The organism is Streptomyces sp. NPDC005962 (assembly GCF_040629205.1).
Taxonomy (GTDB): domain Bacteria; phylum Actinomycetota; class Actinomycetes; order Streptomycetales; family Streptomycetaceae; genus Streptomyces.
The window spans coordinates 616,396-629,547 of sequence record NZ_JBEXVE010000002.1; the positions used below are offsets into that span (position 1 = coordinate 616,396).

General features: G+C 70.1%; 13 protein-coding genes. 11 read left to right on the forward strand and 2 right to left on the reverse strand.

What is annotated here, in order from left to right; translation table 11 throughout:
• Nucleotides 1-1,011: a LuxR C-terminal-related transcriptional regulator gene (locus tag ABZ370_RS06220; protein ID WP_358617131.1), complete on the reverse strand. Its 1,011-nt coding sequence runs from the start codon at nt 1,009-1,011 to the stop codon at nt 1-3.
• Nucleotides 1,012-1,350: 339 nt separating this feature from the next.
• On the opposite strand from ABZ370_RS06220, the gene ABZ370_RS06225 reads away from it, so the two are divergent.
• Genes ABZ370_RS06225 through ABZ370_RS06275 form a run of 11 tightly spaced genes read left to right on the forward strand, consistent with a single transcriptional unit; the run spans nt 1,351 to nt 11,617 of the window.
• A complete protein-coding gene (locus tag ABZ370_RS06225; RefSeq protein ID WP_358617134.1) occupies nt 1,351-2,706 on the forward strand; it encodes an FAD-binding oxidoreductase in 1,356 nt (451 codons plus the stop codon).
• A gap of 1 nt (nt 2,707) precedes the next feature.
• Nucleotides 2,708-4,063, forward strand: a complete 1,356-nt coding sequence (locus tag ABZ370_RS06230) for an AMP-binding protein (RefSeq protein ID WP_358617136.1) — start codon at nt 2,708-2,710, stop codon at nt 4,061-4,063.
• The gene (locus ABZ370_RS06235; RefSeq protein ID WP_358617139.1) at nt 4,060-4,329 is read left to right on the forward strand and encodes an acyl carrier protein; all 270 of its coding nucleotides are present in this window, start codon (nt 4,060-4,062) and stop codon (nt 4,327-4,329) included. The genes ABZ370_RS06230 and ABZ370_RS06235 overlap by 4 nt, the downstream gene beginning before the upstream one ends.
• Complete coding sequence (locus ABZ370_RS06240; RefSeq protein ID WP_358617141.1) at nt 4,326-4,703, forward strand: ectoine synthase; 378 nt, start codon at nt 4,326-4,328, stop codon at nt 4,701-4,703. The genes ABZ370_RS06235 and ABZ370_RS06240 overlap by 4 nt, the downstream gene beginning before the upstream one ends.
• A gap of 12 nt (nt 4,704-4,715) precedes the next feature.
• Nucleotides 4,716-5,876: an acyl-CoA dehydrogenase family protein gene (locus tag ABZ370_RS06245; RefSeq protein WP_358617144.1), complete on the forward strand. Its 1,161-nt coding sequence runs from the start codon at nt 4,716-4,718 to the stop codon at nt 5,874-5,876.
• A complete protein-coding gene (locus ABZ370_RS06250; RefSeq protein ID WP_358617147.1) occupies nt 5,866-6,627 on the forward strand; it encodes a transglutaminase-like domain-containing protein in 762 nt (253 codons plus the stop codon). Before ABZ370_RS06245 ends, ABZ370_RS06250 begins: the two co-directional genes overlap by 11 nt.
• Nucleotides 6,614-7,981, forward strand: coding sequence for a TrpB-like pyridoxal phosphate-dependent enzyme (locus ABZ370_RS06255; RefSeq protein WP_358617149.1), 1,368 nt, complete (start codon nt 6,614-6,616; stop codon nt 7,979-7,981). Before ABZ370_RS06250 ends, ABZ370_RS06255 begins: the two co-directional genes overlap by 14 nt.
• A complete protein-coding gene (locus ABZ370_RS06260; protein ID WP_358617152.1) occupies nt 7,978-8,988 on the forward strand; it encodes a DMT family transporter in 1,011 nt (336 codons plus the stop codon). The genes ABZ370_RS06255 and ABZ370_RS06260 overlap by 4 nt, the downstream gene beginning before the upstream one ends.
• A complete protein-coding gene (locus ABZ370_RS06265) occupies nt 8,985-10,232 on the forward strand; it encodes an ATP-grasp domain-containing protein (protein ID WP_358617154.1) in 1,248 nt (415 codons plus the stop codon). Before ABZ370_RS06260 ends, ABZ370_RS06265 begins: the two co-directional genes overlap by 4 nt.
• A 3-nt stretch (nt 10,233-10,235) precedes the next feature.
• Nucleotides 10,236-10,745, forward strand: a complete 510-nt coding sequence (locus tag ABZ370_RS06270) for a hypothetical protein (RefSeq protein ID WP_358617156.1) — start codon at nt 10,236-10,238, stop codon at nt 10,743-10,745.
• Between the two features lie 47 nt (nt 10,746-10,792).
• Nucleotides 10,793-11,617 carry a methyltransferase domain-containing protein gene (locus tag ABZ370_RS06275; protein ID WP_358617158.1) on the forward strand — a complete coding sequence of 275 codons (825 nt, stop codon included), beginning with the start codon at nt 10,793-10,795 and terminating at the stop codon, nt 11,615-11,617.
• 15 nt (nt 11,618-11,632) lie between these two features.
• Here ABZ370_RS06275 and glpK read toward each other — a convergent pair whose 3' ends face one another.
• Nucleotides 11,633-13,132 carry a glycerol kinase GlpK gene (glpK, locus tag ABZ370_RS06280; RefSeq protein ID WP_358617160.1) on the reverse strand — a complete coding sequence of 500 codons (1,500 nt, stop codon included), beginning with the start codon at nt 13,130-13,132 and terminating at the stop codon, nt 11,633-11,635.
• Nucleotides 13,133-13,152: the final 20 nt, after the last annotated feature.

Below are 13,152 nucleotides of genomic sequence, written 5' to 3' on the forward strand. Positions count from 1 at the left end.
TCAGGCCTGCTGGAGGTCGCGTAGCAGATAGCCCGCCTGGAAGCGGCTCTTGGCGCCGATGTGCGCCATGATCTCGGAGATATGGCGCTGACAGGTCCGTTCCGACATGCCCAGCCGCCGGGCGATGGCCTTGTCGTTCAGGCCCTCGGCCAACAGGCTCGTGATCACCTGGCGGAGCTGGTCCGAGATGGCCTTGGCCTGTTCCCGGGAGATGGAGGAGGCGAAGGGGATGGACCGCAGCCAGGTCTGGTCGAAGACGGCCCGCATGAACTCGATGATGTTGGCCTCGCGGATCACCAGGGCGGCGTCGGAATCGTCCTGGACCTCGATGACGGCGATGATCCGGTCGAAGATCAGCATGCGGCGCAGTCTGTCCTCCGAGGTCCGGACCTTGGCGCCGAGCTGGGTGACCCGGTCGACGTAGGTGAGCGTCGGCCGGCTGTAGCGCGCGGTGTGCTGATAGACCGTGCGCATCGACACACCGCGCTCGAGCATCTCCTCGTCCCGCGCCATGGCCTCCTCCAGAACCTCGATGCGCCGGCCGCCGCCCGGCTGGATGGTGAGCACTTCGGAGACACAGCGCCGGGCCGCGTCCTGGATCACCCCGCGCACCGAGGTCAGATCGGTGATCAGCTCGACGCCCTCGGTGCGGCGGCGGTGGGCGGCCCCGGCCTCGTACTGGGGGACGAGGTCCCGCAGTTGGCGGCGGATCGCGTCGACCGCGAGTTCCCGTCTGTGTAACTCCTGTTCCATCGGGGGCAGGAGTTGGGATGCCGCGGATTCCGGCGGTACCGGGGTCAGTTCACGGGGACTGTCCAGGACTCTCGTCAGCAGCCGAAGCGCCAGCAGTTCCGCGATGGCCTGGTCGGCGGCCTCCACGTCGAGCCCGGTGCCCTCGGCGAGTTCCTCGGGATAGAAGCGAATCCGGTCCACCGCGTAGGCGTACGCACGCAGTGCGCCATCGGTAAGGCGCAGGGTCGCCGGGAATCCCACTTTATCCGTAAGGGTCATAGCAAACTCACCTCTCGTGTATACGACGTGCGTGAACCCGTCGCCCTTGCGCGCTCGATCCTGACTGAGCGCAGTGCGATTGTGAGCCTGTTGGCCGCTAAATGACTGGATCTGGCGGGATACCCGCAGCACGACACAGAAAGTTCACAAAAGCATGAAGATCAACCGCGTCTGCCTCCCGTTCACACACCAGACCACCGGAGGCCGGGGACCCGTAGCCGATGACGACACCGGCTGGGGCTGACCCGAAGATGCGCCGGCACCAGACCTCTTCGGCCGACGAGGACGATCCACCGCTTCCGGCACACCGGAAGCCGGACCCGCGTATGGGGAGAGTGCATGGATACAGCGGCACTTCGCGCCGCCTTCACCGGGCCGCTCATCTTTCCCGGTGACCCCGGTTACGACGAGGCACGGCGCATCTGGAACGGAATGCACGACCGCCGCCCGGCGCTGATCGCACGCCCCCTCGGTGCGGCCGACGCCAGCGCCGCCATACGGTACGCGAGCGGGGCCGGCCTCCCGGTGACGGTGCGCGGCGGCGGCCACAACGTCGCGGGCACCTCCATCGCCGACGAGGCGGTGCTCATCGACCTCTCGCTGCTGCGCGAGGTCACCGTCGACCCGGAGGCCGAAACGGCCGAGGCGGGCGGCGGGGCACTGCTCAAGGACGTCGACTCGGCCACCGCGCCCCATGACCTCGGCTGCCCGTCCGGAGTGGTCGGCCACACCGGACTGGCCGGTCTCGCCATCGGCGGCGGCTACGGCTGGATCACCCGGAAGTGGGGCCTGACCTGCGACCACATCCTGGGCGCCGAAGTGGTCCTGGCCGACGGCTCGATCGTCCAGGCCTCGGAGACCGAACACCAGGACCTGCTGTGGGCGCTGCGCGGAAGCGCCGGCAACTTCGGTGTGGTGACCAGGTTCACGCTCCGGCTGCGGCCGGTCGGCCCGATCCTCTACCGCACCGCGCTGTATCCGCTGAAGGACGCCCCGGCAGCGCTGCGCGCCTTCCGGGAATTCACCGTGAAGCAGTCGGACGATCTGCGGGTCTTCGGCTCCTTCCAGTTCGCGGGCGACGGCGAGGCGATTCCCGCGGAACTGCGCGGCGAGCCGATCCTGGAACTCGCGGTGGCCTGCTCCGCCGACGTTCCCGAGAGCGTCGCGCAGAGCGCCGAGATCTACGCCTCCGTTCCGCCCGCCGCCCAGGCCGAGGAAACGATTTCCTACTACGACCTCCAGTCGAAACTGAACGAGGCGGCACCGGCCGGGCGGCGCTATTTCACCAAGGCGTGCTATCTCACCGACCTCACCGACGGTGTTCTGGAACGTATCGTCGAGGCCGCCCGCGCCAATCCGTCCGGGCTCTCCTCGATCGACGTGGAGTATCTGCGCGGCGCCATCACCGACGTCGACCCGGCCGGCTCCGCCTTTCCGCACCGGGAGGCGCCCTTCTTCCTCGCGGCCTGGGCCTCCTGGACCGACCCCGCCCACGACGGCGAGAACATCGCCTGGTCGCGCGGCACGGTCGCCTCCCTCAAGGAATGGCACTACGAGGGCAGTTACGCCAACTACGCCCCGGAGGACGACGAGTCGGCCCCCGCGGGCGACCCCCGGCTGCCACGGGTGAAGCACACGTACGACCCCGGCAACCTCTTCCGAGGCGAACGCCATGCCGCCCCGGCCGACGTCTGACATGGCGGACCCCCACACACTCGGCGGTGCCGTCCTGGCCCATGCCGCGCGGCGGCCCACCGCCCCCGCGCTGCTGTGGCGCGACGCCACCGTGACCTACGCCGAACTCGCCGAGGCCGCCCGCACCGCCGACCTGCCCGACGGCGGCGGTGACACCGGGGGAGTGGCGGTGCTGCGGGCGGAGAAGTCGCCGCGGACCATCGCGCGGATCCTCGCCTGTCTGCTCGCCGGGCGCCCCGCCCTGCTGCTCTCCACCGACCTCGGCGAGGTGACCCGCGAGCTGCTCACCGAGCGGGTCCGCACGGCCCCGCCGCCCGACGGCACCGCGCTGCTGCTCACCACCTCCGGCTCCACGGGCGTTCCCAAGCTGGTGCCGCTGGGCGGCGGCGCGGTGGACCGCTTCACCGAATGGGCCGTCACCGCGTTCGGTATCGAACCGGGCACCCGGGTCCTCAACTACGCGCCGCTCAACTTCGACCTGTGTCTGCTGGACATCTGGGCGACCCTGCGCGCCGGGGGCACCGCGGTGCTGGTCGACTCCGACCGGGCCGTCACCCCGCGCTATCTGCTCGACCTGCTCGCCGCGACCGAGCCCGAGGTGGTGCAGGCCGTGCCGATGTTCTTCCGGCTCCTCGCCGAAGCCGCCCCGGAGGGCACGGAGTTCGACTCCCCGCGTCATGTGCTGCTGACCGGGGACCATGCGCCGCCGCGGGTACGGGCGGCGCTGCCCCGGCTCTTCCCCAAGGCCGCCTACCACAACGTCTACGGCTGCACCGAGACCAACGACAGCTTCCTCCACACCGCCGACGCCACCGAGGTGGCCGGCCGCGAGGTGCTGCCGCTGGGCCGCCCGCTGCCCGGGGTGCGCACCCGGATCGAGGACGGTGAGCTGCTGGTCGCCACCCCCTTCCAGACCAGTGGCTATCTGCACGAGGACGGTCCCGGCGAGCGCTTCGCGGACGGCTGGTTCCGCACCGGCGATCTGGTGTCCCGGGGCGAGGACGGTGCCCTGGTACTCGTCGGCCGCACCGACTTCCAGGTCAAGGTGCGGGGCGTACGGGTCAACGTCGAGGAGGTCGAGCGGGTCCTCCTCGCACACGACGGCGTCGCCGAGGCCGCGGTCGTCGCCCTCCCCGACCCCGAGGCCGGACAGCGGCTGCACGCCGTCGTCCACCGCCATCCGGGGCGCCTGGGCGGCCTGGAGCTGCGCAAGCACTGTTCCGAGCGGCTGACCCGGGCGGCCGTCCCGTCGGCCTTCCGGATCACCGATGAGCCGCTGCCCCTGACGTCCACCGGAAAGGTCAACCGCAACCGGATCAAGGAAGACCTGCGGAATCCGCGGAAAGGGAACGAGTGATCAGCACCGCTTCGTCCAAAGCCATCAGGGAATTCATCGTCACCACCTACGCGCCCGATGTCTCCGCCGAAGAGCTTGACCCGTCCTACGACCTGCTGGACAACGGTCTGGTGGACAGTCTCGGTCTCCTCCAGCTCATCAGCTGGATCGGTGACCGCTATGACATCGACATCGACGACGTCGAGATCGCACCGGACGACTTCCGTTCGGTGAACGCGATCAGCGCCTTTATCGAGAAATCCAAGAACGGGGGATTGGTACAGTGATCGTCAGAGCCATGGATGAAGTAAAGGTCGTCGACTGGGGAAACGGGACCAGTCACCGCTACCTGCTGGCGAGCGACGGAATGGGATTCACCATCTGCCGCACGGTGGTCAGGGCGGGCACGAAATCGCGTCTGGAATACCGCCGTCATCTCGAGGCGTGCTACTGCGTCTCCGGCGAGGGGCAGGTGATCACCGCCGACGGCGCCGATAGCTTCGAGATCCGCCCCGGCATGATGTACGCCCTCGACCAGCACGACGCGCACTTCCTGATCGCCGCGCCGCACACCGACCTCGAACTGATCAGCGTGTTCAATCCGCCGCTCAGCGGGGACGAGCGGCACATTCTGGACGGCGACAAGTTCTCCCACTACTAGAACGGGACCCCCATGGAGTGGAACGACGAACAGCGCGCCCTGCGCGCCGCCGTCGTCGCCCTGGGCCCCGTTCTGAGCGACGGCCACATCGAACGCGACGGCACCGGTACCTTCTCCCGCGACGGCTGGAAACGGCTGGCCGACACCGGCCTGTTCGCCCTGCCCTTCGCATCCGAGCACGGCGGCCTCGGCCAGTCCCTGCTGACCACCATGTACGTCCTGGAGGGCCTGGGCGAGAGCTGCCGGGACGCCGGGCTCAACTTCTCCGCCTCCACCCAGATCGTCAGCGCCGGGGTCCCGCTGGCGCGGTTCGGCTCCGCCGCGCTCAAGGAGCGCTACCTGCCCAAGATCGCCGCCGGCACGGCCATCGGCGCCCACGCCATCACCGAACCCGGGGGCGGCTCGGACGTGATGGGCATGCGCACCTCGGCCGTCCCCGACCCCGCGCCCGGCGCGGACGGCTTCGTGCTGAACGGCAGCAAGGCGTTCATCAGCAACGGCCCCATCGCCGATCTGATCGTGGTCTACGCGCGCACCGGGCCGCCCGGCAACCCGGCCGCCATCACCGCGTTCCTGCTGGACCGGGAGACCCCCGGCCTCACCATCGGCAACCCCATCGGCAAGATGGGGCTGCGCACCTCGCCCCTGTGTGAGGTCTTCCTCGACGACGTCCGGGTGGGAGCCGACCGGATCATCGGCAGGGCGGGCTCCGGATTCCTCATCCTCGACCATGTGATGAAGTGGGAGATCCTCTGCTCCTTCGTCATCAACGCCGGGGAAATGCGGCACCGGCTCGCACAGTGCGTGGAATACGCCCGTGGCCGTACCCAGTTCGGGCAGCACATCGGCGCGTACCAGTCCGTGTCCAACAAGCTCGTCGAGATGCGGATCGATGTCGAGACCGCATGCAAATGGCTCTACGACACCGCGGAAAAGCTACTGGCCAAACAGAACGTCTCGGTCGACATCGCCATCAGCAAACTGGTCACCAGCGAGGCCAATGTGCGCTCCGCGCTCCACGCCGTCCAGATATTCGGCGGATACGGCTACATGACCGAGACCGGCCTCGAAAAGGAAGTGCGCAACGCGGTCGCCGGCACCATCTACTCCGGTACGACCGAAATCCAGCAGCAGCGCATCGCGACCCTGATGGGGCTGAACCGTGGGAAATGACCTGGACCGACTGCTCGAACCGACGGAATTCCTCGACCACCAGTCGCCGGTGGTCGCCAAGTTCGTCGAGACCGCACTGCCCGACGGCCCCGGAGCCCTGACCGACATCGAGCGCGCCGTCGCGCTCTACTACGCGGTCCGCGACGGCATCCGCTACGAGGTCTACGGCGCCGACCTCTCCCGCACCGGACTGCGTGCCAGCTCCATCATCGAGCAGGGCTTCGGCTTCTGTGTGCACAAGTCGATCGTGTACGCCGCGGCGGTGCGCTCCGTCGGCATCCCCAGCCGGATCGTCTACGGCGACGTGCGCAACCATCTGGCCTCCGAACGGCTGCGGCAGCTGGTCGGCGGCGACATCTTCCGCTTCCACAGCTGGACCTCCGTCCACCTGGACGGGCAGTGGCTGAAGGCCACCCCGGTCTTCAACAAGCTGCTGTGCCGGCTGTACCGGATCAGACCGCTGGAGTTCGACGGCCGGTCCGACAGCGTCTACCACCCCTTCGACGAGGCGGGCCGCCGCCACATGGAGTTCCTCCAGCTGCGCGGCGAGTTCGACGACGTCCCCTACGACACCGTCGTGGGCGGGATTCGCGAGGCCCACCCGCGGCTGTTCGACGGCTCGCACACCACCGCCGCGGGCTCGCTCGCGAACGAGGCCGACGCCGCCCCCACAGCCGATGCCACAGCCGAACCCGCAGCCGACCCCACCGCAGACCACACCACCGGAGGATCTCACCGTGGACAGGGTTAAGTTCCAGCTGGACGAGAAGGACATCCCCACCACCTGGTACAACCTGGCCGCGGACCTGCCGGGTGAACCCCTCGCCCCGGCCCGCAACCCCGCCACCGGCGAGCCGCTCACGCTCGATGAGATGACGCAGACCATGCCGGAGCCGCTCATCGAGCAGGAGACCGGCACCGAGCGCGAGTTCGAGATCCCCGAGCCGGTCCGCCAGATCTACGCCATGTGGCGGCCCTCGCCGCTGCACCGGGCCCGCCGGCTGGAGAAGGCGCTCGGCACCCCCGCCCGCATCTACTACAAGTACGAGGGCGTCTCCCCGGCGGGCAGCCACAAGCCCAACACCGGTATCGCCCAGGCGTACTACAACAAGCAGGCCGGGAAGACCGGGCTCATCACCGAGACCGGCGCCGGTCAGTGGGGCAGCGCCACCGCCCTCAGCGCCGCCTTCTTCGACATGACCGCCAAGGTCTACATGGTCAAGGTCAGCTTCCAGCAGAAGCCGTACCGCCGCGCGCTGATGGAGGCATACGGCGCGGTGTGCGTGCCCAGCCCCAGCCCCGAGACCGCCGCCGGGCGGGCCATCCTCGCCGCCGACCCGGACTCTCCGGGGAGCCTGGGCATCGCCACCTCCGAGGCGCTGGAGACCGCCCTCGCCAATCCGTCCCTGGGCTATGTCCTCGGCAGCGCCGCCAACCACGTCCTGGCCCATCAGACCGTGATCGGCCAGGAGGCCGTGCGGCAGATGGAACTGGCCGACGACTACCCCGACATCGTGATCGGCTGCGCGGGCGGCGGCAGCAACCTCGCCGGTCTCACCTTCCCCTTCCTCGGCGCCCAGCTGCGCGGCGGCCCGGACGTACGGATCATCGCGGTCGAACCCGCCTCCTGCCCCACCCTCACCCGGGGCCGGATCGCGTACGACTTCTCCGACACCGGCGAGGTCGGCCCGCTGTTCCGCATGCACACCCTCGGCCACGCGTTCGTGCCCCCGCCCGTGCACGCCGGGGGCCTGCGGGCGCACGGCATCGGCCCGCTGATCAGCCGTACCGTCGAGGACAAGCTGATCGAGCCGGTCGCCGTGGGGCAGACCGGCTGCTTCGAGGCCGGGGTGACCTTCGCGCGCAACGAGGGCATCCTGCCCGCCCCCGAGTCCACCCACGCGATCCGGGTCGCCATCGACGAGGCGATCCGCTGCCGCGAGGAGGGACAGTCCCGGGCGATCCTCTTCGGCCTCTCCGGGCATGGCCACTTCGACCTCGTCGCCTACGACAAGTACTTCGCGGGGACCCTCGAAGACGACATTCTGGACGACGATGTGCTGGCACGCGCAGCGGAGAGTATCCCCGAACTGAGGAATGCATGACCCAACGTCACACCAACAGTCTCCACCAGGGCGTCGCCCCCCTGGTCGCCTTCGCGGCCCTGACCGCCCTGGTCGACGTCTACGCCGGAAACCGGCTCCAGTCGCTCAGCCCGCTCAGCATGGCCGCGGTCTCCTTCACCCTGACCGCCGCGTTCTTCGTCGGCCTGGACGTGGTCCGGCAGGGCGCGGCCGCCACGTTCCGGCCGCTGACCCGCCAGACGGCCGATGTCATCGCGATCAACATCTCGACCGCGGTGACCTGGCTGTCCATGCTGTACGCGCTCAAGTACCTGGAGCCGGCCGTGGTCAACGTGGTGGGCCTGGCCATCGGGCCGGTGTTCACCGTGCTGCTCAACCCGTACTTACGTAAAGAGAGTTCGGTGCTGCGCTCCGAGACCGCCGTCTCGGTGGGCATCACCGCCGTCATCGCCATCCTGGTCTGGGGCTCGGTGACCGGCCGGACCGGCGTCGGCTCGGTCGGCGCCGCGGACGCCTTCCTCGGCATCGGGCTGACCCTGCTCACCGGGATCGGCTCGACGGGGAACGTGATCTACTCCAAGCGGCTCAGCGAGGCCGGTCTGGTCCCGCAGTCCGTCCTGTCGGTCCGGTTCTTCCTGACCATCGGCGTGACCTGGGCGATGACCGCGATCAGCGACAATCCGCGGCTGGGCGAGGTGTTCCTGCCCGCGGCCATCGTCGCGGTCATCGGGGTGGGCCTGCCGCTCTATCTGCTCCAGGTCGGCATCCGGCACACCGAGCCCATCACGGCCTCACTGCTGTGCACCCTCTCGCCGCTCTTCGCCTTCCTGCTGCAACTGCCCGACAAGCGGCTCGACGTCTCTGTCCTCACCCTGGTCAGCATCATCGCCATCACCGCCTTCGTCGGCGTCGGCACCCTCACGCGCGGCCGCCACGACCGGCGCGTGCGGCAGACCGCGGCGGCGGACGCCGCACCCGAGGCGGAACGCGCCGCCACCACCACCCTGAAGGAAGGTGACAGCCAGTGAAATGCGCCGTCGTCGACGCCTACGGCATCGGGCGCTTCCTGCCGGAGGCCCTGGCCCGGCACGGAGTGGAATCCGTGCACGTACGCTCCGAACACCCGGACATCCACCTCGAATACCGGCCCGGGGACTTCTCCGTCGACATCCCGCACGACGGCGACACGGCGGCCACCGCCGCCCGGCTGCGCGCGCTGGGCGTCGCCTTCGTGGTCGCCGGGGCCGAGTCCGGGGTGCTGCTCGCCGATGCCCTCTCCGAGGCTCTGGGCACCCCCGGCCACGGCATGTCCCGGCCCACGGCGCGCCGTGACAAGTACGAGATGGCGCGTGCCGTACGGGACGCGGGGCTGGCCGCCGCCGACACCATCGCCTCCCCGGACCCCGACGAGGTGGTCGCCTGGGCCACCGCAGCGGGGCAGTGGCCGGTGGTCCTCAAACCGGTGGCCAGCGCGGGCACGGACAATGTCATCTTCTGCCGCTCGGAAGACGAGATCCGCGCCGCCCACGCCACCATCCTCGGCGAGAGCGACCGCTACGGCCGCCGCAACCGGACCGTGGTCGCGCAAGCGTTCCTCGACGGTGACGAGCACTTCGTCAACACCGTCAGCCGCGACGGCGTTCACCACATCGTGGAGATCTGGCGCTACCACAAGCGCCCGGCGGGCGACGGCCGTTCCATCAACGACTACGAGCACCCGCTGCCGCCCGACGACCCCACCGCCCGCCGCCTGGGCGAGTACGTCCTGAAGGTCATGGACGCGCTGGAGATCCGCAACGGCTCCGCCCACACCGAGGTCATGATGACCCCGGACGGTCCGGTGCTGGTCGAGTCCGGAGCCCGGCTCGGCGGCGCGCACCTGCCCGACGTCGTCAACCGCTGCATCGGCACCGACCAGATCGAACGGCTCGCCCTGGCCATCGCCCGCCCCGAGGAGATCACCGGCCACCGGCTGCCCCCGTACCGGCTGCTGACCCATCTGCGGTATGTGAACCTCATCAGCCACGGCGACGGTTTCGTCCCCACGGCCGAGGGCTTCGCACCGGTCCGGGCCCTGCCGTCGTTCCTCGACATGGTGCTCACCACCCCGGAGGGCAAACCGGTCACCCGCACCCTCGACCTGGTCACCTCACCCGGCTACCTCTACCTCAGCTCCGACGACGAGGCGCAGGTGGAGGCGGACTACCGCCGACTGCGCGAGCTCGAAGAGAACGGCCTGTACCAGTCCGACAACGCGAGATTGGGTGGATGAAACATGACGCAAGCGCTTCCGCACCTGGACGGCCTCGGCGACATCCCCGCGGACTACGAGCACGTACAGAAGAACATCAGGCCGGGCGACGAACTCGCCGTGCCCGGCGCCCTCTTCAAGTGGTACGACGTCTACCTCGACGGCTCCGACGTGCCGAAGGACGTCCGCGAGGAGGCCCGCGAATACCTCCGTGACGAGGCCGCGGCCGGCCGGCTCGGGCTCCGCGGCGAGCTGGGCTTCATCCTCAACCACCGGGCCGGGGACAAGTACTTCGTGCTCGTCGGCGTCTGGCGCAACAACAACGAGTTCTGGCAGACCCTCTACTTCAAGGACGACGCGGGCTTCCAGCCCTACCCCGTCCCCGACGGCGCCCCCCGCCCCACCCAGGAGGTCGTCGAGCTGGACGCCACCTCCCACGAGCGCCGCGCCTGGTCCCGCTATCTGACCTCCGCCCGCGACGAGGCCGCCAAGCGCGCGTACCTCGAGGACCGCTGCACCGGCATCCTCGTCTGACCCCCTCGACCGGTCCTTCCCGCCCCGTGTCTGCCATGATCGATGGCATGGACGGCGCACACGGCGGGGCGGACCGGGAGCGGGGCTATCTGCTGGACAACCGGCAGACCGAGGCGGGCATCCGGTTCGGTGCCCTGGCCGAGCTGTTCGACCCGGGCACCTTCCGCCACGTCGACCGGCTCGGCATCGGCCCGGGCATGCGCTGCTGGGAGGTCGGCGCCGGAGGCCCCTCCGTCCCCGAGGGGCTGGCGGAACGGGTCGGGCCCACCGGGCAGGTGATCGCCACCGACATCGACGTGTCCTGGACCCGCACCACGGCCACCGGGCCGGACCGGGTGATCGAGGTGCTGCGCCACGACGTGGCCGCCGACCCGCCGCCGCCCGGCCCCTTCGACCTGGTGCACGCCCGCCTCGTCCTGGTGCACGTACCCGACCGGGCACAGGCCCTGCGCCGGATGACCGAGGCGCTGCGGCCCGGCGGCTGGCTGCTCCTGGAGGACGCCGACCCGGGGCTTCAGCCGCTGCTGTGCCCGGACGAGTCCGGCCCCGAAGAGCGCCTCGCCAACCGGCTGCGCTCCGGTTTCCGTGAGCTGATGGCGCGGCGCGGCGCGGATCTGGCGTACGGGCGCACACTGCCCCGGCTGCTGCGCGAGGCCGGTCTGGAGGACGTGTGCGCCGACGCGTACTTCCCCATCGCCTCCCCGGCCTGCACGGTCCTGGAAGCCGCCACCGTCCGGCAGATCCGCGACCGGCTGGTGGCCGCGGGCCTGGCCACCGACGAGGAGATCGACCAGCACCTGGAACACGTGGCGACCGGGCGCCTCGACCTGGCCACCGCCCCCATGATCTCCGCTTGGGCGCGCCGCCCCTGAGCCGTCTCGGAAGCCCTACCTCAGCCAGCCGAACGACAGCCCCACCGCCCGCTGCCAGTTCTCGTACTCGGCCTGCCGCCGCCCCGGGTCCATCGTCGGCAGCCACTGCCCGGCCCGGTGCCAGTTGCGGCGCAGCCCCTCCAGGTCCGGCCAGTAGCCGACGGCGAGGCCCGCGGCGTACGCGGCGCCCAGGGACACCGTCTCCGAGACCATCGGCCGCACCACCGGTACGTCGAGCACATCGGCCAGGAACTGCATCAGCAGATTGTTGGCCGTCATCCCGCCGTCGACCTTCAGCGCCTTCAGCGGCTCGGGCGAGTCGGCGTTCATGGCGTCGACGACCTCGCGGGTCTGCCAGCCGGTGGCCTCCAGCACCGCGCGGGCGAGATGGCCCTTGGTGATGTACGAGGTGAGACCGACGATGACGCCGCGCGCGTCGCTGCGCCAGTGCGGGGCGAACAGGCCCGAGAAGGCGGGCACGATGTAGCAGCCGCCGTTGTCCTCGACCGAACGGGCCAGGGTCTCGATCTCCGGCGCGCTGTGGATCAGGCCCAGCCGGTCGCGGAACCACTGCACCAGCGAGCCGGTGACGGCGATCGGCCCCTCCAGGGCGTAGACGGGCGGCTCGTCGCCGATCTTGTAGCCGACGGTGGTGAGCAGCCCGTGCCGGGAGCGGACCGGGTTGGTGCCGGTGTTGAGCAGCAGGAAGCTGCCGGTGCCGTAGGTGCACTTGGCCTCGCCGGGGGCGAAGCAGGTCTGCCCGAACAGCGCCGCCTGCTGGTCGCCGAGGGCGGCGCCGATCCGCACGCCCGGCAGCACCGCCCGCGCCACTCCGTAGCCCTCGGCGGAGGGGCGGATGTCGGGCAGCATCGCCCGGGGCACCCCGAAGTACGAGAGCAGCTCGTCGTCCCAGGCGAGGGTGCGGATGTTCATGAGCATGGTGCGGCTGGCGTTGGTGACGTCGGTGATGTGCAGCCCCCCGGACGGACCGCCGGTGAGGTTCCAGATCAGCCAGCTCTCCATCGTGCCGAACAGCACCTCGCCGCGCTCCGCGCGCTCCCGCAACCCCTCGACGTGGTCGAACAGCCAGCGGATGCGGGGCGCGGAGAAATAGGTGGCGGGGGAGAGCCCGCAGCGGTCGAGGAAGAAGTCGTCGCCGGTGTCCCGCCGCAGCTCCTGGACGAGCGCGTCGGTGCGGGTGTCCTGCCAGATGATCGCGTTGCCCACCGGACGGCCCGTGCTGCGCTCCCACACCACCGTGGTCTCGCGCTGATTGGCGATGCCGATGGCCGCGATCTGCTCGGGCCCGGCGTTCGCGTCGCGCATCGCCCGGGGCACCACCCGCCGCAGATTGGCCCAGATCTCGGCAGGGTCGTGCTCCACCCAGCCGGGTTTGGCGTAGTGCTGCCGGTGCTCCCGCTGGGCGACGGAGGCCAGCCGCCCCTGGTGGTCGAAGAGGATGCACCGGGTGGACATGGTGCCCTGGTCGATGGACATCACATAGCGTTCAACCATGGCCTTTGCCTGCCTTCGGG